At 74.7% G+C, this 19,856-nt stretch carries 23 protein-coding genes and 1 pseudogene; 13 read left to right on the top strand and 11 right to left on the bottom strand.

The genetic code is table 11. The features are described 5' to 3' along the window. Nucleotides 1-38: 38 nt before the first annotated feature. Together ACZ5NJ_RS29165 and ACZ5NJ_RS29170 are read right to left on the bottom strand one after the other, a co-directional pair. Nucleotides 39-1,286 (bottom strand): SUKH-4 family immunity protein, encoded by a 1,248-nt coding sequence (locus ACZ5NJ_RS29165; RefSeq protein ID WP_468768605.1) that lies wholly within the window; start codon nt 1,284-1,286, stop codon nt 39-41. A gap of 59 nt (nt 1,287-1,345) precedes the next feature. Next, complete coding sequence (locus ACZ5NJ_RS29170; protein ID WP_468768607.1) at nt 1,346-2,329, bottom strand: aldo/keto reductase; 984 nt, start codon at nt 2,327-2,329, stop codon at nt 1,346-1,348. Nucleotides 2,330-2,436: 107 nt separating this feature from the next. Here ACZ5NJ_RS29170 and ACZ5NJ_RS29175 point away from each other — a divergent pair. From ACZ5NJ_RS29175 to ACZ5NJ_RS29190, 4 genes and pseudogenes are all read left to right on the top strand, one after another. Beyond that, nucleotides 2,437-2,961 (top strand): annotated as a pseudogene (locus ACZ5NJ_RS29175) (TetR family transcriptional regulator); the annotation flags it as partial. A 105-nt stretch (nt 2,962-3,066) separates the two neighbouring features. Further along, nucleotides 3,067-3,543, top strand: a complete 477-nt coding sequence (locus tag ACZ5NJ_RS29180; RefSeq protein ID WP_468768656.1) for a GNAT family N-acetyltransferase — start codon at nt 3,067-3,069, stop codon at nt 3,541-3,543. Nucleotides 3,544-4,036: 493 nt separating this feature from the next. Then, nucleotides 4,037-4,825, top strand: coding sequence for an alpha/beta fold hydrolase (locus tag ACZ5NJ_RS29185; protein WP_468768609.1), 789 nt, complete (start codon nt 4,037-4,039; stop codon nt 4,823-4,825). A gap of 67 nt (nt 4,826-4,892) precedes the next feature. Further along, on the top strand, nt 4,893-5,435 hold the full coding sequence (locus ACZ5NJ_RS29190) for a GNAT family N-acetyltransferase (RefSeq protein WP_468768611.1): 543 nt from the start codon (nt 4,893-4,895) through the stop codon (nt 5,433-5,435). Here ACZ5NJ_RS29190 and katG read toward each other — a convergent pair. Then, on the bottom strand, nt 5,432-7,645 hold the full coding sequence (gene katG, locus ACZ5NJ_RS29195; RefSeq protein WP_468768612.1) for a catalase/peroxidase HPI: 2,214 nt from the start codon (nt 7,643-7,645) through the stop codon (nt 5,432-5,434). The two genes, ACZ5NJ_RS29190 and katG, sit on opposite strands and share 4 nt — an antisense overlap. 204 nt (nt 7,646-7,849) lie before the next feature. Continuing rightward, nucleotides 7,850-8,671 (bottom strand): DUF1206 domain-containing protein, encoded by an 822-nt coding sequence (locus ACZ5NJ_RS29200; RefSeq protein WP_468768614.1) that lies wholly within the window; start codon nt 8,669-8,671, stop codon nt 7,850-7,852. Nucleotides 8,672-8,894: 223 nt separating this feature from the next. Between ACZ5NJ_RS29200 and ACZ5NJ_RS29205 the strand changes: the two genes are divergently transcribed. The 4 genes from ACZ5NJ_RS29205 (at nt 8,895) to ACZ5NJ_RS29220 (ending at nt 11,234) form a co-directional block, all read left to right on the top strand. Next, on the top strand, nt 8,895-9,107 hold the full coding sequence (locus ACZ5NJ_RS29205) for a hypothetical protein (protein WP_468768615.1): 213 nt from the start codon (nt 8,895-8,897) through the stop codon (nt 9,105-9,107). Nucleotides 9,108-9,206: 99 nt separating this feature from the next. Continuing rightward, nucleotides 9,207-9,893: a HemK2/MTQ2 family protein methyltransferase gene (locus ACZ5NJ_RS29210; protein ID WP_468768616.1), complete on the top strand. Its 687-nt coding sequence runs from the start codon at nt 9,207-9,209 to the stop codon at nt 9,891-9,893. 34 nt (nt 9,894-9,927) lie between these two features. Beyond that, entirely contained in the window at nt 9,928-10,188 is a 261-nt protein-coding gene (locus tag ACZ5NJ_RS29215) for a CDGSH iron-sulfur domain-containing protein (RefSeq protein ID WP_468768657.1), read from the top strand. Next, nucleotides 10,185-11,234 carry an iron-containing redox enzyme family protein gene (locus ACZ5NJ_RS29220; protein WP_468768618.1) on the top strand — a complete coding sequence of 350 codons (1,050 nt, stop codon included), beginning with the start codon at nt 10,185-10,187 and terminating at the stop codon, nt 11,232-11,234. Before ACZ5NJ_RS29215 ends, ACZ5NJ_RS29220 begins: the two co-directional genes overlap by 4 nt. A gap of 9 nt (nt 11,235-11,243) precedes the next feature. Here ACZ5NJ_RS29220 and ACZ5NJ_RS29225 read toward each other — a convergent pair whose 3' ends face one another. Then, nucleotides 11,244-11,897: a DUF4232 domain-containing protein gene (locus ACZ5NJ_RS29225; RefSeq protein WP_468768620.1), complete on the bottom strand. Its 654-nt coding sequence runs from the start codon at nt 11,895-11,897 to the stop codon at nt 11,244-11,246. 317 nt (nt 11,898-12,214) lie between these two features. Between ACZ5NJ_RS29225 and ACZ5NJ_RS29230 the strand changes: the two genes are divergently transcribed. The 5 genes from ACZ5NJ_RS29230 to ACZ5NJ_RS29250 all read left to right on the top strand — a co-directional run bounded on the left by ACZ5NJ_RS29230 (nt 12,215) and on the right by ACZ5NJ_RS29250 (nt 15,100). After that, nucleotides 12,215-12,742 (top strand): DoxX family membrane protein, encoded by a 528-nt coding sequence (locus ACZ5NJ_RS29230; RefSeq protein ID WP_468768623.1) that lies wholly within the window; start codon nt 12,215-12,217, stop codon nt 12,740-12,742. A 133-nt stretch (nt 12,743-12,875) separates the two neighbouring features. After that, complete coding sequence (locus tag ACZ5NJ_RS29235) at nt 12,876-13,241, top strand: hypothetical protein (RefSeq protein ID WP_468768624.1); 366 nt, start codon at nt 12,876-12,878, stop codon at nt 13,239-13,241. Between the two features lie 175 nt (nt 13,242-13,416). After that, nucleotides 13,417-14,079 carry a lysophospholipid acyltransferase family protein gene (locus ACZ5NJ_RS29240; RefSeq protein ID WP_468768626.1) on the top strand — a complete coding sequence of 221 codons (663 nt, stop codon included), beginning with the start codon at nt 13,417-13,419 and terminating at the stop codon, nt 14,077-14,079. Nucleotides 14,080-14,204: 125 nt separating this feature from the next. Beyond that, on the top strand, nt 14,205-14,579 hold the full coding sequence (locus ACZ5NJ_RS29245; RefSeq protein ID WP_468768628.1) for a hypothetical protein: 375 nt from the start codon (nt 14,205-14,207) through the stop codon (nt 14,577-14,579). Between the two features lie 173 nt (nt 14,580-14,752). After that, nucleotides 14,753-15,100: an ArsR/SmtB family transcription factor gene (locus ACZ5NJ_RS29250; RefSeq protein WP_468768629.1), complete on the top strand. Its 348-nt coding sequence runs from the start codon at nt 14,753-14,755 to the stop codon at nt 15,098-15,100. Between the two features lie 97 nt (nt 15,101-15,197). On the opposite strand, the gene ACZ5NJ_RS29255 is transcribed toward ACZ5NJ_RS29250, so the two are convergent. The 6 genes from ACZ5NJ_RS29255 to ACZ5NJ_RS29280 form a co-directional block, all read right to left on the bottom strand. Further along, nucleotides 15,198-15,710, bottom strand: coding sequence for a RidA family protein (locus tag ACZ5NJ_RS29255; protein WP_468768633.1), 513 nt, complete (start codon nt 15,708-15,710; stop codon nt 15,198-15,200). A gap of 127 nt (nt 15,711-15,837) precedes the next feature. Next, on the bottom strand, nt 15,838-16,671 hold the full coding sequence (locus tag ACZ5NJ_RS29260; protein WP_468768635.1) for a peptidoglycan recognition protein family protein: 834 nt from the start codon (nt 16,669-16,671) through the stop codon (nt 15,838-15,840). A 171-nt stretch (nt 16,672-16,842) separates the two neighbouring features. Next, a complete protein-coding gene (locus tag ACZ5NJ_RS29265; protein WP_468768636.1) occupies nt 16,843-17,055 on the bottom strand; it encodes a hypothetical protein in 213 nt (70 codons plus the stop codon). Beyond that, entirely contained in the window at nt 17,052-17,459 is a 408-nt protein-coding gene (locus ACZ5NJ_RS29270) for a hypothetical protein (RefSeq protein ID WP_468768638.1), read from the bottom strand. The genes ACZ5NJ_RS29265 and ACZ5NJ_RS29270 overlap by 4 nt, the downstream gene beginning before the upstream one ends. Nucleotides 17,460-17,517: 58 nt before the next feature. Further along, nucleotides 17,518-19,005 carry a sensor histidine kinase gene (locus ACZ5NJ_RS29275; protein ID WP_468768639.1) on the bottom strand — a complete coding sequence of 496 codons (1,488 nt, stop codon included), beginning with the start codon at nt 19,003-19,005 and terminating at the stop codon, nt 17,518-17,520. Beyond that, a complete protein-coding gene (locus ACZ5NJ_RS29280) occupies nt 19,002-19,706 on the bottom strand; it encodes a response regulator transcription factor (protein ID WP_468768641.1) in 705 nt (234 codons plus the stop codon). The genes ACZ5NJ_RS29275 and ACZ5NJ_RS29280 overlap by 4 nt, the downstream gene beginning before the upstream one ends. Nucleotides 19,707-19,856 lie beyond the last annotated feature (150 nt).

Genomic DNA, 19,856 nt, shown 5'->3' on the forward strand with positions numbered 1-19,856 from the left:
CCGCGTCCCGTACGGCCCGCCGGGTGGCCGGCGGGCCGTCAGTAGCCCCAGGGGCTGAGCTCGGTGATGGCCGCGAACAGGTGCTCCCACACGTCCGACGCGGGAGAGCACCCGTCCACCGCGAGCGGTTCGAGGGCGGCCACCTCGCGCAGGAAGTCGCGCCGGCCGTCCTCGCCGGGGTAACCGTTCCAGCAGGCGCCCATGAACCGGTAGACGGCCTCCAGCAGCCGGACGAACGTGTCGGTGTCCGCGGCGAACGGGAAGGGCCCCTCGCCGCCCCGCACCATCGACACCGCACCCGTCGTGGGGTGGACGAGGACCCGGCCGGTGTCGGCGTACCCGAGGTCGAAGGTGCCCAGGTGCAGCAGGCCGTTCCCGTCGGGCCGCGCACCCTGCGCCTCCTCCCGGGCCCAGGCCAGCCTGAAGGAGGCGGCCCCGGCGGCGAACCACGTCGGCAGGCCCGCGGTCAGCGCCAGCTCCCGCGTGGGCGCGTGCGTCAGCGCGGCCGGGAGCCGGTCCGGCGTCAGCACCACCGTCCCGTCCGGGCCGAAGGCCTCCCGCATGCGGGAGGCGTCCAGGGGCGCCTCCGCGGCGGTCGGCCCGGCGAACCACGGGTCGGCCTCGCCCCAGGCGGCGGCTCCGGCGGCGGCCGCGGGTCCGTCCGCCGCCCCGTTGTGCTCCAGTACCACCACCCCGCGCGGCTCGGAGAACAGGACGCGGCCGCCGCCGAGGGATACGGGCTCCTCCCAGGCGTAGGGCTGGTGGAGGCCGTGGTCCCCGCCGTCGGGGTCGAAGAGGACGGGCCCGTCGGCGGGCGCGTCGTAGGGCCGCTCGGTGAACTCGCCCTCGGCGGGGGCGGGGACCCGCTCGCCCGTGGCGGGGTCACGCCAGTGCTCGGGGGTCCACTGCGACCACACCTTCAGCAGGAGCCGGCCGTCCGGCGCCTCGTGGACCTCGACGCCGCCGTCCCCGCTCAGGTTGGGCGTGGCGCGGTAGGCGCCGACCGGCCGCCACCAGGCCCAGACGGTCCGCCACGGCATGTCCGGCTCGGCCGCGGCGACCAGGTCGGCGTAGGCGTCGTGGCCCAGCACCTTCGCACCGAAGTGCAGCCACGAGGCGAACTCGGCGCGCGGGACCTCGGCCCCGTCGAGGACCGCGACGGCCTGGGCGCAGGACTCGCGGCCCGCTCCGCCGCCCGTGGCCGGCAGGTCCCGCAGGGCGGCGGGGCCGGCGGCCAGCAGACCGGCGGGGGAGGAGAACAGCTTGTCAAGATCATCGGGCGTCATGCGGACATGCTGCCATCCGCCGCCGACAGGGCCGTCCGCGGGACGGCCCGGACCGCGGGTCAGCCGTTCAGGTTGCTCATGTACTCCGGCGCGTAGCGGTCGCCCGAGGCGACGCCGCGCGGGGCCACGGCCTCGATGGCGGCGATGTCCTCGTTGGTGACGGTGACGTCGGTGGCGGCGATGTTCTCCTCCAGGTAGCGGCGCCGCTTGGTGCCCGGGATCGGTACCGCGCCCTGGCGCAGCACCCAGGCGAGGGCCAGCTGGGAGGGGGTGACCCCCTTGGCCTGCGCGAGGCGCCGCACGGCGTCGACGACGGCGAGGTTGCGGGCGAAGTTCTCGCCCTGGAAACGGGGGTCGGTGCGGCGGAAGTCGTCCGCCGCGAAGTCGTCCGGGCTGGTGATGGCGCCGGACAGGAAGCCGCGGCCCAGCGGGGAGTAGGCGACCAGGCCGATGCCGAGTTCGTCGAGCGCCGCCCGTACCCCGTTGTCCTCCAGGCCCCGCTCGAAGAGCGAGTACTCGGCCTGTACGGCCGTCAGGGGGTGGACGGCGTGCGCGCGGCGGATGGTGGCCGCGGCGGCCTCGCTGATGCCGAGGTGGCGGACCTTGCCGGCGGTGACCAGTTCCGCCATGGCGCCGATGCTCTCCTCGACCGGGACGTCCGGGTCGACGCGGTGCAGGTAGTACAGGTCGATGTGGTCGGTGCCCAGGTGGCGCAGCGAGCGGTCGGCGGCGCGGTGGATGTACTCGCGGCGGCCGTTGTGGCCGCGCACGGTGCCGTCGTCGTCGATCTCGATGCCGGTCTTGGTGGCGATGACCACCTCGTCGCGGCGGCCGGCGACGGCCTTGCCGACGAGCTGCTCGTTGACGAAGGGGCCGTAGCCCTCGGCGGTGTCGAGCAGGGTGACGCCCAGCTCCAGGGCCCGGTGGATGGTGGCCAGGGATTCGGTCTCGTCGGTGGCGCCGTAGAAGGCGCTCATGCCCATGCAGCCGAGGCCTTCGGCGCCGACGTGCAGGCCCTGGGAGCCGAGTGCGCGCAGTTTCATCGTGTTCTCCTGGGGGGTAAGAGAAATAACTAACTGGTTACCTACATCCTGCCCGAGCGCCTTCCGAGATGTCAATAACCGGATAGTTACTTGCTAGCCTCGGGGCCATGGCACGTGATTCCAGCGCAACGAAGGCCCGCATCCTCGCGGCCGCCTTCGACGAGTTCGCCGCGTACGGTATCGCCGGCGCCCGGGTCGACCGCATCGCCGACACGGCCGGGGCGAACAAACGGATGATCTACGTCTACTACGGCAACAAGGAACAGCTCTTCGACCAGGTGATCCTCCAGGCCGTGGAGCAGGGCGCGGAATCCGTCCCCTTCGACGCCGAGGACCTGCCCCGCTACGCCGGGGCCATCTTCGACCACCTGACGGCCGACCCGCGGCTCATGCGGCTGGTGATGTGGAAGCGGCTGGAGCGCCCCGAGGCCACCGCCCTGGAAGCGGAGTCCTACGCACGCAAGACCGCCTCCCTGGCCGCGGCCCAGAACGCCGGGCACGTCGACCCCGCGCACGCCCCGGCCGACCTGCTCACCCTGGTCCTCGCCCTGGCCCAGGCCTGGTACACGGCGGCCGGCGGCGCCCCGGACGCCGGCGGGCACCGGGCCGCCCACCGCGCGGCGGTCGTCGACGCGGTCGCCCGGCTCGTCGAGGTCCGCGAACCCGCCCCGGCGCCCCCGTCGCCCGACGCCCGGTCCGCCCGCACCCCTTCCCCCGCCTCACCCCCGGAGGCCCGCATGGACGTCACCCTGCGAGCGGTACGGGACGTGGACCTGACGGCCCTGTACGCGCAGACGAACGACCCCGAGGCGGTCCGGATGGCGGCCTTCACCCCCGAGGACCCGTCCGACCGCGCGCGGTTCGCGGCGCACTGGGCTCGCCTGCGCAGCGATCCGACGGTCATCGCCCGCACCGTCGTCGGCCCGGACGGGGAGGTCGTCGGCAACGTCGGCGTCTTCGGCCCGCCGGGGGAGCGCGAGGTCACCTACTGGATCGGCCGCGCGTACTGGGGCCGGGGCGCGGCCACCGCCGCCCTGCGCGCCCTCCTCGCCGCCGTCCCGGACCGCCCCCTGCACGCCCGCGCGGCCGCGGACAACACCGGCTCGCTGCGCGTCCTGGAGAAGTGCGGGTTCGTGGTGACCGGCCACGACCGGGGCTTCGCGCATGCCCGGGGCGAGGAGATCGACGAACTCCTCCTCACCCTCCGCGACTGACCCGCGGCCGCCGGCGCCCGGGGCCGCCAAGCGCGGGGCCGCCAAGCGCGGGGCCGCGGACGCGCGGGGCCGACGATGCGCGCGGCCGTCGATGCGCGCGGCCGCCGATGCGTGCGGGGGCGTCGGCGCGCCGGGCCGACGCGCGTGCCGTCCCATGGCGTGTCGGCGGCGCCGCGCAGAGGCGGCCCGAGCCGTGTCGTTCGGCGCGCTCGCGGCCGCGCACCTGCTCGGCTCAGCGGCATGACCGGCCGCCTCGCCTGTGGCGCGTTCCCGGTGCCGGCCCGCCCGCCCGCCGCACACGGGCACCCCGGCCGGACGGCGGCCACCGCGGCCCCTCCCGCTCAGCGGCTGCCGCCGCCGCGCGCCCGCCGGCGCGGCCGTCCTGGGCGAGGACGTGACGGAGGCGATCCGCGCCGCGCTGCCCGCCGGCTTCGCGGTTCCGCCGCACCCGCCCCACCTCCGGGGATGCCATGTGCATGGCAGAGTGGTGCGCGTGTCGACGACCCTCCCGCGCGAGCCCGTCCGGGCGGCCCTGTCGGTCTCGGGCCGCCGCCTGTCCTACCTGGACTTCGGCGGCCCCGGCCCGCTCCTGCTCGCCCTGCACGGGCACTTCGGCGAGGCCCGCACCTTCACGGACCTGGCCCGGCGCCTGGCCCCCGACTGGCGCGTCGTCGCCCTCGACCAGCGCGGCCACGGCCACTCCGACCAGCCCCCGGACTTCTCTCCCGACGGCTACGTCCGGGACGCGGCAGCCGCGCTGCGCCACCTCGGCCCCGGGCCGGCGGTCGTCCTCGGCCACTCCCTGGGCGGAGTCACCGCCTACCGGCTCGCCCACCGCCACCCGGGGCTGGTGCGGGCCGTGGTCGTCGAGGACATCGGCGCGGAAGTGGACGACGACCTCTCGTTCTGCCTCGCCTGGCCCCACCGCGCCCCCACGCGCTCCGCGCTGCTGGAGGCGCTCGGGCGCTCGGCCCCCCACCTGACGGACGCGGTGCGCGAGTACGCGGACGGCTGGGGCCTCGCCTTCCGGCCGACCGGCATGGCGGCCTCCCAGCGCGCCCTCAACGGCGACCACTGGCACGCATGGCTCGGCAGCCGCTGCCCCGCCCTTCTGGTGCGCGGCGGGCGCAGCGGCGTCCTGACCGCCGGGCACGCGCGGGCCATGGCGGCCGGGCGCCCCGGCACACGTCTCGTCGAAATCCCCGCCGGGCACACCGTCCACGCGAGCGAACCCGAGCGGTTCGCCGAGGTCGTCCGGGAGTTCCTGCGGGGACTGCGGTGACCCACGTCCCGTAGGGGGCCCGCATATTGGCTTGCCGCCGCCGCCCCGCGCCGGATAGGAAGCTCGCATGCTGAGAGGCGACAAGGTCGGGCTGCGGGCCCGCCACGAGGACGACATCCCGGTCCTGCGGGCCGAACTCTACGACGACGTGGTCAACTCCTCCCGCTCCGAGGCCGGGCCGTGGCGGCCGGTCACCCCCGGCTCGCAGGACCCGAGGCTCGTCGTGGACGAGAAGCAGGAGCGCAGCGTCCAGTTCTCCGTCGTGGAGCTGGACGGCGGGACGCTGATCGGCACCGCGACCCTGTGGGGCATCGACAACCACAACCGGCTCGCGCACATCGGTCTGGGGCTGCTGCCGTCCGCGCGCGGCAAGGGCTACGGCACCGACGTGGTCGCCGTGCTCTGCCACTACGGCTTCACCGTGCGGGGCTTCCGGCGGCTCCAGATCGAGACGCTCGCCGACAACGACGCGATGCTGCGCGCCGCCGAGCGCAACGGATTCGTCCGCGAGGGCGTGCTGCGCTCCTCGGCCTGGGTGATGGGCCGGTTCCTGGACGAGGTGCTGCTCGGACTCCTCGTCCAGGAGTGGCGGCCCGCCGCCGAGGCCTAGACCTTGTCCGCCCGGCCGGCTCGGGCCAGGTCGAACCGGTCGAGGTTCATGACCTTGTTCCAGGCGGCCACGAAGTCCCGTACGAACTTCTCCCGCGCATCATCGCAGGCGTAGACCTCCGCCAGCGCCCGGAGCTGGGAGTTCGAGCCGAAGACCAGGTCGACGGCCGTCGCGGTCCACTTGACCGCGCCCGTCGTCCGGTCCCGCCCCTCGAACTCGCCCTCGGCCGTGGCCGACGCCTTCCACTCCGTGCCCATGTCGAGCAGGTTGACGAAGAAGTCGGGGGTCAGCGTCCCCGGCCGGTCGGTGAACACGCCGTGCGGGGACTGCCCGACGTTGGCGTTCAGGGCGCGCATGCCGCCGACCAGGACGGTCATCTCCGGAGCCGTCAGCGTCAGCAGGTTCGCCCGGTCCAGCAGCAGCGTCTCGGCCGCCGGCTTCTCCCCGGCCCGCAGGTAATTGCGGAACCCGTCCGCCCGCGGCTCCAGCACCGCGAACGACTCCACGTCCGTCTGCTCCTGGGAGGCGTCCGTGCGCCCGGGGGCGAACGGAACGGTGATCGTGTGCCCGGCGTCGGCCGCCGCCCGCTCGACGGCCGCGCACCCGCCCAGCACGATCAGGTCGGCGAGCGAGATCCGCTTGCCGCCCGACTGCGCGCCGTCGAACTCCTGCCGGATCCGCTCCAGCGTCTCCAGCACCTCGGACACCTCGGGCGTGTTGTTCACCTCCCAGCCGCGCTGCGGTGCGAGCCGGATCCGCGCCCCGTTGGCCCCGCCGCGCTTGTCGGTGCCGCGGAACGTCGCCGCCGACGCCCACGCCGTGGCGACCAGCTGGGGGACGGACAGGCCCGAGGCGAGGACCTGCGCCTTGAGGGCGGTGACGTCCTCGTCCGTGACCAGCTCGTGGTCGACCTCGGGGACGGGGTCCTGCCACAGCTGCGGCGCGGGCACCCAGGGGCCGAGATAGCGGGTGACGGGCCCCATGTCGCGGTGCAGGAGCTTGTACCAGGCCCGGGCGAAGGCGTCGGCCAGCTCGTCCGGGTTCTCGTGGAAGCGGCGTGCGATCGGACCGTAGACCGGGTCCAGCTTCAGCGCGAGGTCCGTCGTCAGCATCATGGGGGCGTGACGCCTCGACGGATCGTGGGCGTCGGGGACGGTGTCCCGCGCCGCGGGATCCTTCGGCGTCCACTGCTGCGCGCCGGCCGGGCTCGTCGTCAGCTCCCAGTCGTACCGGAACAGGTTGTCCAGGTAGCCGTTGTCCCACTTCGTCGGCTGGGTGGTCCACGCGCCCTCCAGCCCGCTGGTGAGCGTGTGCACGCCCGCTCCGGTGCCGAAGGTGTTCCGCCAGCCGAGGCCCTGCTGCTCCAGCGGGGCGGCCTCGGGCTCGGGGCCGATGTACTCGGAACTCACCGCCCCGTGGCATTTGCCGAACGTGTGGCCACCGATGATCAGCGCGGCCGTCTCGGTGTCGTCCATCGCCATCCGGGCGAACGTCTCACGGATGTCACGGGCCGCGGCCAGCGGGTCCGGGTTTCCGTTGGGCCCTTCCGGATTCACGTAGATGAGGCCCATCTGGACGGCGCCGAAAGGCCCGGCGAGTTGTCTGTCGCCGCTGTACCGCTCGTCCCCGAGCCAGGTGTCCTCCGGCCCCCAGAAAATCTCCTCGGGCTCCCATACGTCCTCCCGGCCGAAGCCGAATCCGAACGTCTTGAAGCCCATGGATTCCAGCGCGCAGTTACCCGTGAAGACGAGCAGATCCGCCCACGAGATCTTCCGCCCGTACTTCCGCTTGACCGGCCAGAGAAGCCGCCGCGCCTTGTCGAGGCTCGCATTGTCCGGCCAGCTGTTCAAAGGCGCGAACCGCTGCGCGCCCTCCCCGCCGCCGCCGCGGCCGTCGGCGATCCGGTACGTACCCGCGGCGTGCCAGCTCATCCGGATGAAGAGCGGCCCGTAGTGGCCGTAGTCGGCGGGCCACCAGTCCTGCGAGGTGGTCATCACCTCGAAGACGTCCCGTTTCAGCGCGTCGACGTCGAGGCCCGCGAACTCCTCGGCGTAGTCGAAGTCCTCGTCCATCGGGTCGGCGAGGGGAGAATTCTGGTGGAGAACCTGAAGGTCCAGCTGATTCGGCCACCAGTCCCGGTTCGTCCTCGGCGGAGTCGCCGCGGGAGCCGGGGAGGGGATTACCGGGTTCTCGCTTTCGCTACCGGACACGTCCGTCCTTCTTCCTGTCTCGGTCTAGCCGTCTCGGCGTCGGTAATGGTCGCGCACCGCGGGCTTCAGAGCCACGGGAACACGCATGGCAATGCCGCGTACGACGGCCGGACCCGTGAATTCCACCCCATTCCACCGAATGCGTGCCCGTGATCTTTCACGTCCGGACCAAGGGAAGGCATTCCCATTCCCGGCGGACGCCCCTCAGAGCCGGCGCCAGGTGGCCATGGCGCACGAGAAGACACCGAACAGCAGCAGCCCCGTCGCCACGGCGACCAGCAGCCACGGCCCGGCGGGGGTCTGCGCGAACGCCCGGAGGGTGTCGTCGACCCCCTTGGCCTTCCCGGGGTCGTAGGAGACGGCCGCGTGGACGAGGAACGCCCCGGCGGCGGTGAACACGGCCCCGCGCGCCAGCCCGCCCACCACGCCGAGCGCGTCCACGGCGCGGCGGCCGGCCCGGGGCAGGCGGCCGGTGTCCAGCTCCTTGCGGAACGTGAGCCGCGCCGCCCCCACGGCGATGACGAGCCCGCCGACGGCCACGGCGACGCCGGCGGCCGCCACCAGCCACTGGCCGGCCGGGGCCGCCGCCAGCACCCGGGCCGTGACGTCCCGCGACTGCTCGTCCCCGGAGCGCCCCCCGCCCCGGCCCGCGGCGAACGACAGCGCCGAGAAGGCGGCCACCGCGTAGAAGCCGGTCCGGGCGACGGCCGCGACACGCTTGGTGAGCTTGCGCCCGTCGGGTCCGGCCGCACCGAAGACGGCCTCCGAGAGCCGCCACAGCGCCATCGCCACCAGGCCGACGCCGACCGCCCACACGAGCACGCGCCCGAACGGGTGGCCGGCGAGCTCGGCCAGCGCGCCCGTACGGTCGGCCGCCCGCTGCGGACGCCCGAACGCGATCCGCAGCGCGAGCACGCCCACCACCACGTACAGCACGCCGCGCGTGGCCAGCCCGCACCGGGCGGCCGCGGCCACCGCCGCGTGCGTCCGGCCCGCCACGGTGCCGCCGGGGGAGGGTGCCGTCATCGTCCACCCCTTCCGTGAGGTTCGAGGGACCAAGGGTTCGAGGGATCGAGGTTCCGTGAAGGTCGCGCACGCCGCCTCTGCCCGCTGTGGTCCGCTGACATGCGCCCGCCCAGGCCTCAGACGGCCTCCGCCCGGATTCCCCGGACCGCCGTTTCGCCTCCGGAAGGGCGGGTAACCGCGCGGTCACGGACAGACCATGACGCCCGACGAGGAGGCAACATCCATGGCCGGCATAGGCGGTTGCATCACTTTGATCGTGGTGGGGGCCATCCTCACCTTCGCGAGCGACTGGCACATGAACGGCGTCAACCTCGACGTCGTGGGCGTGATCATGATGATCGGAGGGCTCCTGGGGCTCGGCGTCTACAGCAGCGTCCTGCGCCGCCGCCGTGCCGCCGCCCTTCCCGTGGTGGACGAGACGCGTGACCGGATCTGAGGCCGGAGGTGCACGGCGCGGGATCGCGGGTAGGCGTCCACCAGATCGCCCCCGCCGTCCCGCGCGGAACCGTGACACCCGTCCGACCAGGAGATCCACGTGCCCAGCACCGCCTTGACGTACACCGACCCCCTGCCGCGCCTGATCGCCCTGCCCGGGGTCTACCGCCCTCAGGCGGACACCCTGCTCCTCGCCGACGCCCTCGCCCGGGAGCCCCTGCGCCCCGGCGCCCAGGTCGTCGAGATCGGGACGGGCACCGGGGCGCTCGCCCTGCGCGCGGCGGCCCGCGGCGCCGACGTCACCGCCGTCGACGTGGCGTGGCCGGCGGTGCTGGCCGCCCGCCTCAACGGATGGCGCCAGCGCCTGCGGCTGCGCGTCCTGCACGGTGACTTCGCCGACCGGACCCGCGGCCGGCGCTTCGACCTCGTCCTCGCCAACCCGCCCTATGTGCCCGGCCCCGACACCCGGCTCCCCACGGCCGGAGCCCGGCGCGCCTGGGAGGCAGGCCGCGAGGGCCGCGCCGTCATCGACAGGATCTGCGCGGCCGCCCCGGGCCTGCTGCGCCCCGGCGGAGTCCTCCTGATGGTCCACTCGGGCATGTGCGGGGCGCAGAAGACCCTCACCCTCCTGGACCGGCAGGGCCTGTCCGCCCGCGTCACCGAACGCACCCTGATCCCCTGGGGGCCGGTGCTGCGGTCCCGTGCGGCGTGGCTGCGCGAGCAGGGCCTGGCCGGGGACGGCGAGGACCAGGAGGAACTGGTGGTGGTCCGTGCCCAGCACCCCTGAACCCGCAGCCGGCCGGCCCACGGCCCCGCCGACCGTGCAGGGGCCCCCGCCCCGGCGGGTGAGCGTGGAGCGCCGCGGCCCGGTCCTGGTCGAGGGACCGGTGGAGATCACCCTGGACGACGGGACCACCGTCCGGTCGGACCGGTTCATGGTCGCCGTCTGCACCTGCCGCCGCAGTCGTACGTATCCCTGGTGCGACACCAGCCACCGTGCACGCGAGCGCGCCGCGCCGCCGCCCCCCGACGCCCGCGAGGCTGACGGAGCAGGGGAAGCCGACGACGGGAGTGAACGATGACCACAGCCACCACAGCCAGCACCACAGACACAGCAGCCGCCACCGGCCCCGCACTGGTCGAGGGGCGCGGCCCGCTGTCCCGTGCCGTGGTGGCCGCCCTGCGCGGCGGCGGGCTCCCGCACCCGGACCCCGCCGGGGCCGCGCAGGCCGACCCGTGGGGCGAGGACCTGCACCTCGCCCTCTACCTGCTCTACGAGCTCCACTACCGCGGCTTCGCCGGTGTGGACGAGGACCTCGAATGGGACCCGTCCCTGCTGCGGCTGCGCGCGGCCCTGGAGGACCGGTTCCTGCGGGCCCTGCGCGAAGCGACGGCCGGCGCCCCGCGCACGGTGCGGGAGGCCTTCGACCCCCTCCTCGTCGAACCGGCGGACCCGAGCGGAAGCATCGGCCACCACCTGGAGACGGCGGGCGAGCCCTGGCAGCTGCGCGAGTACGCGGCTCTGCGCTCCCTGTACCACCTGAAGGAGGCCGACCCGCACGCCTGGGTGATCCCGCGGCTGCGCGGCCGGGCCAAGGCCGCCATGGTCGCCATCGAGTACGACGAGTTCGGCGCCGGCCACCCCGACCGGATCCACGCCCGCCTCTTCGCCGACCTGATGGCCGACCTCGGCCTGGACACCTCCTACGGCCACTACCTGGACCGGGCTCCCGCACCCCTGCTCGCCACGGTCAACCTGATGTCCCTGCTCGGCCTCCACCGCTCCCTGCGCGGTGCCCTGGTCGGGCACTTCGCCTGCGTGGAGGTCACCTCCTCGCCCGGCTCCCGGCGCCTCGCCCGGGCCATGCGCCGGTGCGGCGCGGGACCCGCGGCCGAGCGCTTCTACACCGAGCACGTCGAGGCCGACGCCGTCCACGAGCAGGTCGTGCGCCACGAGGTCATCGGAGGCCTGCTCGCCGACGAGCCGGACCTGGAGCCCGACATCGCCTTCGGCTGCGCGGCGACCCTCCTGCTGGAGGACCGCCTCGCCGCGCACATCCGTACGGCGTGGGGCGAGCACCGCTCGGCCCTGCGCACCCCGCCCGGCGCGACGCCGCCCGCCGGGTGAGGGGGGCCGTCAGGGCAGGGGGACGGCGTCCTTCGGGGAGGTGTGCCAGTTGGTGACGACCGGGTGGGCGACCGTGAAGGTGCCGACCGGAAGGGAGACCGGGTTCGGGTCGCCGTTGCCGACGGCGACGATGAGGCTGTCCAGCTCCTTGCCGCCGTCGGCGTTCTTGGTCTTCGGGTTCACCCCGGCGTAGGCGGCGGTGCTCCCGCCCAGCTGGATCCGCTGCACCGCGGAGTGCTCCGCGGGGCCGGCCTGGGTGCCGTCCGAGCCGAACGCCACGGTGGGCAGCGCCGCGGGCAGCCAGCAGGTGATCCCGGGCTTGGCCTTCGCGGTGATCAGGAAGTATCCGCCCGCCTGGGTCTCGGACTTGGCGCTCCAGGCGATGTCGTTGGCGCCGCAGGTCTGCTCGACGGGCTTGCGTCCGCCGCTGCCGGTGTCGGCGCCGGAGCCGGCCTTGCCCGGGGACGGCTTGGCCGCACCGGCTCCGTTCCCGTCGGCCGGCCGGCCGCCCGACGTCGCGGAGGCGGACGGTGCGGCGGAGGAGGCGCCGCCCTGCGCGCCGGTGTCCTTGGCCGCGTCGGAGTCCTGGCACGCCGTCAACAGCACGGCGCCGCCGACGAGGACTGCGGAGACGAGGAAGGCCTTGCGGCGGTTGCCGGACATGAACGGAGCCCCTTGGAGGTCGGTGGTGCGTCGGTCGGTGATGCGTGGCCGCGGCCGGAGCGGTGGGCCCCTCGCCGTCCACATGATCACTATGAGGGAGCCGTGGGTCCGTGGCCCGCGGCGTCTCCGTTCCAGGACGACGCCGTCACCGATCGGTGACATGACCACGCAATTTCGGCCACCCGACCCCCCGGGGCCGTCCCGATCCGCCACCGGGGCTCGTCCGTTCGGCGGACGAATCCCCGGGCGCGGGGCTTCGCCGCCCCGACGGGATACGGATGTCCCCGGTACCCGCCCCCGTCCCCAGGGAGACCCCGATGAGCTGCATCAACCGCCGCGACCTCGCGCTGCTGGCCCTCCGTGCCGGAACCGGGGCCGTGCTCATGGCCCACGGCACGCAGAAGCTGTTCGGCTGGTTCGGCGGCGGGGGCCTGGACAAGACCGCCGCCGCGATGGAGCACATGGGCTTCACCCCCGGCCGGCACAGCGCCCTGGCCGCGGGGCTCGGCGAGACCGGCGGCGGGGCCCTGCTGCTCCTGGGCCTGGCCACCCCGGCCGCGGGCGCCGCGGCCGCGGGCGCCATGGCGGGCGCGGTGTCCGTCCACGCCCCGGCCGGGTTCTTCGCCCAGGCCGGGGGCTACGAGTACCCGGCGTTCCTGGGGTTCACCGCGGCCGCCATCGGCCTCGCGGGCGCGGGCCGCTACTCGCTCGACCACGCCACCGGCCACACCTTCGACCAGCCGTGGATGCTGGCGCTGGCCTTCGGTGCGACGGCCGTCGCCGCGGCCGCCGTCGTCGCCAAACGGGCCCAGGGACAGCAGGCCGCCGACGGCGAACCCGCCTGACGCACGGCGGCGCGTCGCCGCGGCGGTGTGGCGTGATCATTCAGGCCGGAAACCGGCTGTCACGGTGCGCGGCCAGGCCGTAGGAATGGGCTGCCCTATCCCGTTCGCCTCTTTCGCGTCCAAGGAGCCCGCCATGACCCGTTTGCGCACCGCCATGACCCTCGCCGGTGCCGCCGCGGCGTTCGCCCTCGCCGCCGCGCCCGCCCAGGCCGCCCCCGGCGACGTGACGACCACCTGCGCCAGCACCGCCACCCCGGCCGGCTACGTCGACGTCAGCTGGGGCTACAGCAACAGCTGCGGCACCCAGAGCTTCTCGCCGAACATCAAGCAGATCAAGCAGCTCACCGGTCTGCCCATAGGCACCGTGGTCCAGGCCTGCGGCTCCACGTACTACCCCGCCGGCTGGGTCCAGACCAGCTCGTACTACTCCGGCTCCTGCGTCGCGTTCCCGAACTCCGGGTTCAGCAACAACGCCTGGACCCTCAAGCGCGTCTCCTGACACCGCGTCCGGTCGCGCCCACGCCCGTCCCGCGCACCGCGGGGCGGGCGTCGCCGTGACCGGTCTGGGTAGCGCGGCCGGCGGGTCTGAGTAGGACGACTCAGGCGGGCCGGGCGGGGGGCGTCCACGCTGGGGGCAGTCGTCGCCGCAGTCGCCGTGAACGGGGAAGAACACCATGCTCAGCCGCCTCGCCCACCTCCTGGTCCCCGTCCTCGGACGGGTCCGCGTCACCACCGCGCCCGACGCGCGCCTCGCACCCGGCAGCGTCATCGTCGCCAACCACACCTCCCTCGCCGACCCCGCCGTGGTCCTCGCGGCCCTGCGCCGCTGTGGTGTCGAGCCCGTCGTCATGGCCGCCGCCGGCCTCTGGCGCACCCCGGTCCTGGGCCGTCTGCTCGTCCGCGAGGGCCACATCCCCGTCCACCGCGGCGACCGGCGGGCCGCCGAGGCCCTCGACCACGCGGCGTCCGCGCTCGCGGCCGGCCGTTCGGTGCTCCTGTACGCCGAGGGCGGCATCCCCTCGCGCCGCGACGCCGCCGAAGCGGCGCCCCTGCCCTTCCGCAGCGGGCTCGCCCGGCTCGTCGCGCGCACCGGTGCGCCCGTGGTCCCCGTCGGCCAGGCCGGGGCCCGGCGGGTGAGCTCCGGCGGTCCCGCCAAGCAGGCGGCCGGCGTCCTCACCGCCCCACTGCGGCGCCCCCGGCTGCACGTCCACGTCGGACGCCCGCTGGACCTGACCGGCGACACCGCCACCCGCACGCTCCAGGCGCACACCGCCGTGACCGACGCCTGGCGCACGGCGGCCGCACATCTGCGGGAGCCCGCCGCGCACGGCGCGTGACAGGTCGTAATCAGGCCAATTCCCCGGATCCGGCCGTACGGAGCCGTGTGATCGGTAGCGTCCCGTCACGGGAACCACGGAAGATCCGTGCCGCTCCCGGCACACGACACCGACGGAGGACAGCCATGGCGAATGTGGAAGTCTCGCTGAAGGAAGCGATGACCTCGATCGAGGGGGCCCTGGGAGTGGCGCTGGTGGACTACGCCAGCGGGATGGCCCTCGGCACCCTCGGCGGCGGCAAGGACCTGGACCTGATGGTGGCGGCCGCCGGGAACACCGACGTCATCCGGGCCAAGCTGCGGACCATGGAGATGCTCGGCATCCAGGACGAGATCGAGGACCTGCTGATCACCCTCGGCAGCCAGTACCACCTGATCCGGATCCGGCGCGGCCGTTCCGGCGGCGGTCTCTTCCTCTACCTCGTCCTGGACCGCGGCAGGTCCAACCTGGCGATGGCCCGCCACCAGCTCAACCGGATCGAAGGCGATCTGGAGGTCTGACGGTGGCGTCCGACGGGCCCACGCACGCCCACGAGTTGAAGAAGTCTTCAACTCGGAACATGTGAAACAGGTCAACATCGGTTCCGCGTGGGCCGACGGGACGCGACGATGGGTGAGGTGGAGGTCCCGCCCCGACCGGAGCCGGTCCGAGGAGGAACAGGAGCGTCGTGGGAATGCAGGTCCCGCTGTACCAGGCCAAGGCCGAGTTCTTCCGGATGCTCGGCCACCCGGTGCGCATCCGCGTGCTGGAGCTCCTCCAGGACGGCCCGATGCCCGTGCGGGACCTGCTGGCCGAGATCGACGTCGAGGCCTCCAACCTGTCGCAGCAGCTGGGCGTCCTGCGCCGGTCGGGCATCGTCGTCTCCACCCGCGAGGGCTCGACCGTCACCTACGCCCTCGCCGGCGGCGACGTCGCCGAACTCCTGCGCGCGGCGCGCAGGATCCTCACGGAGATGCTGGTCGGCCGCAACGCCCTGATCGCCGAGCTGAACGAGACCGACCCCGCCCCGGCCCGCACGTAGGGCGTCCGCCCACGCGCGGCGGCCGGGCCCCGCACGCACGACCGGCCGGGACCCCGTGGAACGGGTCCCGGCCGAAGCGTCCGCGCGGCCGGCTCGGTCAGGAGCGCGGCTTGACCAGCGCGACGGCCTCGATCTCCACCAGCTGGTCGGGGAAGGCCAGGTCGCTGACGCCCAGGATGGTGTCCGTCGTGCGGTGGTTGCCGACGTACTCCTTGTGCAGGCGCGCGGCCGTGTCGAAGTTCTTGCGCAGGTCCTTCGTGTAGATCTTCATGCTGACGATCTGGCTGCGCGGGATCTTGTAGTGCGCGAGGACCTTGTCCATGTTGTCGAACGAGGTGCGCACCTGCTTCTCGAAGTCGCCGACGCCCACCAGGTTCCCGGCCGCGTCGTGCGACAGCTGACCCGAGATGTAGACCGTGTCACCGGCCCTGATCGCCTGCGAGTACCCGTAGGAGTTCTCCCACGGCACCCCGAAACCGAAGTGGTCCCAGCCGCCGCGGCGCGCCTGGTCCTGCGCACTGGCCCCCTGCGGCCCCACGACGGTGATCATCACTGCCACCAGCGCGGCCACCACAGCGGCGATGCCGAACCTGCGCCCTGACTTGGTCATTCCCGTTTCCTTTCGTCCCCAGCGGAGCCTGGTGCCACGACGTTCCCACCGGGCGAGCGAGAACCCCTCGAACGGGAATCGAATCGGCGTGGACGACGGACGCGGGAGGGCGCGGCCGGCCGCCGTGTCAGCGGGTCCGCACCGGGTCGAGCAGGCCCCGCGGCAGGTACTCCGCGAGGGAGCCGGTGAGGGCGGCCGGGTCCGAGGACCAGTCGGCGGACGCGTGCACCGGCCAGCGCGGCAGCGGCACCGCCTCGGTGCCGCCCAGCCGCCGGGCCACCTCCTGGCGCAGCTTCGGCAGCATCGCGTAGAGCCGGTCGCCGGGGCAGGCGGTGCTGTTGAAGTCCCGGTGCCCGTAGATCTCGGAGGGCGGCACGTCGTACTGGCGGCAGACGTGGGCGCACAGGTCGGCGAGGGCGGAGAACTGCGCGGCGGGAGGCTCCGCCGTCGTGTAGGTGCCCTCGTTCTCGATGCCGATGGCCACGCTGTTCTGCCCCACGCAGTGGGCGCCCCGCACCAGCCGGTCCCCGGAGTCCAGCGCCGCCAGGCTGTGGTGGCGACCCTCCAGGACGAACGCCCCCCGGCTGACGGTGAAGTGCTGGCCCGTGTCGATCCAGCCCTGCGCGTCCATGTGGTACGTCTGGATCGCCCGGGCCAGCGCGTGGGCCCGCTCCCGCGAGTAGTCGGTCACATTGGCCGACGCCGTGTGGTGGACGATGATCCGCTCGGGGCGCGAGTCGAGGACCACCACGTCCTCGGACGCCTCGCGGGCGCCCCAGCCCGCGCAGTCGGTGATGGCGGGCGCCGTGGCGCCGTCCCGGCCTCCGGTGCCGGTGGCCCCGGTGGCGGCCGCACGGGCCGCGGTGGCCGTGGCGGCGGGCAGGAGGACGGCGGAGCCGAGGGCGAGCGCGGCGGAGAACACGCCGCGGCGGGAGAGCCGGGCGAAGGGGTCGGACGTCATGGAACCGCCTGTTCCTTGGGGGACGGGCGTCCCATGCAAGGGGACGGGGCGGCGCGAGGCACGCAGGCGCTCCGTGGGCCCCCTCGTTGGGTCCCTTTCGGGGGACGGCGACGGCGGGGGCCCGCCCGGGAATCGCGGGTGGGCCCCCGCCGTCGCGGCAGCGGTGACCGGTCAGTTGTTCTGGGCGGCGTCCGTGTCCGCCTGGGCGGTCGCACCGTCGGCGGCGTCCAGCTTCGCCCGCATGTCCGCGGCCCGGCCGTCGGCGCCCGCCGACTGCTCCGCCTTCGGGTGGGACTGCGCCCCGCCGCCGCAACCGGTCAGCAGCAGGACCCCCGCGGCGGCCAGGGCGGTGAGCGCGGCGGCGCCGCGGCGGGCGGAGCTCACTTGGACCCCTGCGCGGAGCACCAGGTGGAGACGGACTTCAGGTCCGCCTGGCGCTTCTGCAGGGTGGGCACCAGGCTCTTGCGGAACGCCAGTCGGTCGGAGAGGTAGGTCTGGATCTCGGTGTGGCCCGCGTTCTTGGCCTCGGTGACGCGCTGCTCCAGCCGGGCGATGGAGCCCGCGACGGTGGCGTCCCCGTTCAGCCGGGTGAGGGCGGCGCCGATCCGGGCCTCGGTCTTCGGCAGGCGCTTGCAGATCGCCTTCGCGCCGTCGCCCTTCGGCGCGGACTTCGCCGACGCGGCGGGGGCCGGTGCGGTGCTGTCGGCCTGCGCGGGGCCGGCGGACAGCAGCGCACCGGCCAGGGCGACGGCGCCGATCGCGGCGGCGGTCCTACGGTTCGCGAGCATGGTGGTATCCCCTTCGGTGCGACGGGCCGGCGCGTGGGCGCGCCTGCCGGACAGGACGCTAGGGAGCCTTTTTGTGGATTCCTTGTGACCCCTCGTCGCCCCGGGAGATCCAGTCGCGCCGTGCGGGCAGCAGGCGCAGCGTCGGCTCCCCGTCCGAGACCAGCGGGAGCCGCACCTCGAAGCGCGCGCCCGTCCCGCCGGGCACGTCCCCGAGGGTGACCGTGCCCCGGTGCAGCGCGGCCTGTTGGGCCACCAGGGTCAGCCCGAGGCCCGAGCCCGGACTGCCGGGACGGTGGTGGAACCGGCGGAAGACGGCCTCGCGCTCGGCCGGCGGCACCCCCGGCCCCTTGTCGTCCACGGTCAGCACGGCGAACGCGCCCCGCGCGCGCAGCCGGACCGTGACCCGGGGCGGTTCGCCCGGCCGCCGGCCGTGCACCACCGCGTTGCGCAGCAGGTTCGCCAGCATGATCTTCAGACCGGGGTCCCAGCCGAACACCCGCAGCTCCGCCGGCAGTTCCACGTCCAGCTCCAGCCCCTCCTCGCGGTGCCGGCGCGTCGCCTCGCCGGCGGCCGCGTCCACCAGCTCGCACAGGTCGAGCGGGCAGAAGGCGGAGACCTCCACCAGGTCGCCGAGCGCGAGCATCCGCAGCGCGCCGAGCAGTTCGAGCAGCCGGGCGTGGTCACCGCGCAGGTCGCGCACCACCTCGGCCCGTTCGTCGGGGGAGAGACCGGGGTGGGCGGCGAGCACGTCCAGGTCCGTCTGCATGCTCATCAGCGGTGTGCGCAGCTCGTGCGAGGCGGCGGAGGAGAAGGAACGGGCGGTCTCCAGCGCCTGCGCGGTCCGCGCCGCCTGCTCGTCGTAGCGGGTGAGGAGCTGGCCGATGGCCGCGGACAGCTCGTCCACCTCGGCGATCCCCGCCGGCGGCCCGGCGAAGGCCGCGGCCCCGGCCGCCGGGTCGAGCGTGGCGGCCCGCCGGCTCAGCCGCCGTACCGAGGCGGTCGCCCGGCCGGCCAGCCCGTACGCGAGGAGCCCGGAGACCGGGGCGGCCAGCAGGGCCACCAGCAGCACCCGCCGCCGTACCGCGGCGACCTGCGGGTCGGCGGCCGAAGCCGGTGTGTAGACCCACAGGTTCCCGGGAGCGGCACCCGCCACGGGCACGCTCAGCACCCGCCAGGCGTGGCCCTTGGCGCGGACCGTGACCGGGCCGTCCGGGGTCCGCTCGGGCAGCCGCACCGCCGCCTCGGGCTGCGGCCCGCCCTCCAGGACGGTCGTCCCGTCCGCGCCGCGCACCCGGATGCCCGCGTCGAGGGCGTCGCCGAGCACCTTGCGGTGCTGGTTCTGCTCCGCCTTCGGCCGGCCGCTGCGGTCGGCGGCCAGCAGCGCCCGTACGTCGGGCAGGACCGCCGCGGCCCGGTCGCGCAGCCGCCCGTCCTGCTGCGCGCGCAGGTCGCGGCCGACGAGTCCCAGCACCAGCAGACCCGCGGCCAGCACCAGCAGCGGCATGACCACGGTGACCGACAGGGCGATCCGGGTGGCGAGCTTCACGACCCGCTCCCCGCGCCGGGCACGCGCAGGACGAATCCGACGCCGCGCACGGTGTGGATCAGCCGGGGCCGTCCGCCCTCCTCCAGCTTGCGGCGCAGGTAGCTGACGAAGGTGTCGACCGCGTCCGTGCGCACCTCGAAGTCGTAGCCCCACACCCGGTCCAGCAGCTGGTCCCGGGTCAGGACGAGGCCCGCGTTGCGCACGAGGGCGGCCAGCAGCTCGAACTCCCGCCGGGTGAGGTGGACCTCGGCCCCGCCGTGGTGGACCTGCCGGGTCGCCTGGTCCATCTCCAGCGGCCCGGCGCGCAGCACGTCGCGGCCGCCGCGCGCCGGGCTGCGCCGCAGCAGGGCGTGCAGGCGCAGCACCAGCTCCTCCAGGGCGAAGGGCTTGACGAGGTAGTCGTCGGCGCCCGCCTGGAGGCCGGCGACCCGGTCGGCGAGTTCGTCCAGCGCCGACAGCATCAGGACGGGGGTCTCGTCGCCCCGGGCGCGCAGGCTCCGGCACACCTCCGTACCGGTCAGGCCGGGCATGGACACGTCCAGGACGAGGACGTCCGGGGGCCGGGCGTCGACCTGGGCGAGGGTGCCGGGGCCGTCCTCGGCGAGCACGACGGTGAAGCCGCTCAGCCTCAGCCCGCGCTCCAGCGACCGCCGGATGGCGGCGTCGTCGTCCGCCACCAGCACCACTGCCGTGCTGTCCATGCCATCTCCCGCCCTGTTCTGCTCGAACCGGGCCCGACCCTCTCACAGCCGCCGCGGGGGGGGGGGGGGGGGGGGAGGGGGGGGGGGGGGGGGGGGGGGGGGGGGGGGGGGGGGGGGGGGGGGGGGGGGGGGGGGGGGGGGGGGGGGGGG

It is taken from the genome of Streptomyces sp. NPDC032091 (assembly GCF_055580265.1).

Coding starts and splice junctions, on each gene's coding strand:
- ACZ5NJ_RS29165 (WP_468768605.1), bottom strand. CDS start 1,286: ATGACGCCCGATGATCTTGACAAGCTGTTCTCCTCCCCCGCCGGTCTG.
- ACZ5NJ_RS29170 (WP_468768607.1), bottom strand. CDS start 2,329: ATGAAACTGCGCGCACTCGGCTCCCAGGGCCTGCACGTCGGCGCCGAA.
- ACZ5NJ_RS29180 (WP_468768656.1), top strand. CDS start 3,067: ATGGACGTCACCCTGCGAGCGGTACGGGACGTGGACCTGACGGCCCTG.
- ACZ5NJ_RS29190 (WP_468768611.1), top strand. CDS start 4,893: ATGCTGAGAGGCGACAAGGTCGGGCTGCGGGCCCGCCACGAGGACGAC.
- ACZ5NJ_RS29200 (WP_468768614.1), bottom strand. CDS start 8,671: ATGACGGCACCCTCCCCCGGCGGCACCGTGGCGGGCCGGACGCACGCG.
- ACZ5NJ_RS29205 (WP_468768615.1), top strand. CDS start 8,895: ATGGCCGGCATAGGCGGTTGCATCACTTTGATCGTGGTGGGGGCCATC.
- ACZ5NJ_RS29220 (WP_468768618.1), top strand. CDS start 10,185: ATGACCACAGCCACCACAGCCAGCACCACAGACACAGCAGCCGCCACC.
- ACZ5NJ_RS29225 (WP_468768620.1), bottom strand. CDS start 11,897: ATGTCCGGCAACCGCCGCAAGGCCTTCCTCGTCTCCGCAGTCCTCGTC.
- ACZ5NJ_RS29230 (WP_468768623.1), top strand. CDS start 12,215: ATGAGCTGCATCAACCGCCGCGACCTCGCGCTGCTGGCCCTCCGTGCC.
- ACZ5NJ_RS29235 (WP_468768624.1), top strand. CDS start 12,876: ATGACCCGTTTGCGCACCGCCATGACCCTCGCCGGTGCCGCCGCGGCG.
- ACZ5NJ_RS29240 (WP_468768626.1), top strand. CDS start 13,417: ATGCTCAGCCGCCTCGCCCACCTCCTGGTCCCCGTCCTCGGACGGGTC.
- ACZ5NJ_RS29245 (WP_468768628.1), top strand. CDS start 14,205: ATGGCGAATGTGGAAGTCTCGCTGAAGGAAGCGATGACCTCGATCGAG.
- ACZ5NJ_RS29250 (WP_468768629.1), top strand. CDS start 14,753: ATGCAGGTCCCGCTGTACCAGGCCAAGGCCGAGTTCTTCCGGATGCTC.
- ACZ5NJ_RS29255 (WP_468768633.1), bottom strand. CDS start 15,710: ATGACCAAGTCAGGGCGCAGGTTCGGCATCGCCGCTGTGGTGGCCGCG.
- ACZ5NJ_RS29260 (WP_468768635.1), bottom strand. CDS start 16,671: ATGACGTCCGACCCCTTCGCCCGGCTCTCCCGCCGCGGCGTGTTCTCC.
- ACZ5NJ_RS29270 (WP_468768638.1), bottom strand. CDS start 17,459: ATGCTCGCGAACCGTAGGACCGCCGCCGCGATCGGCGCCGTCGCCCTG.
- ACZ5NJ_RS29280 (WP_468768641.1), bottom strand. CDS start 19,706: ATGGACAGCACGGCAGTGGTGCTGGTGGCGGACGACGACGCCGCCATC.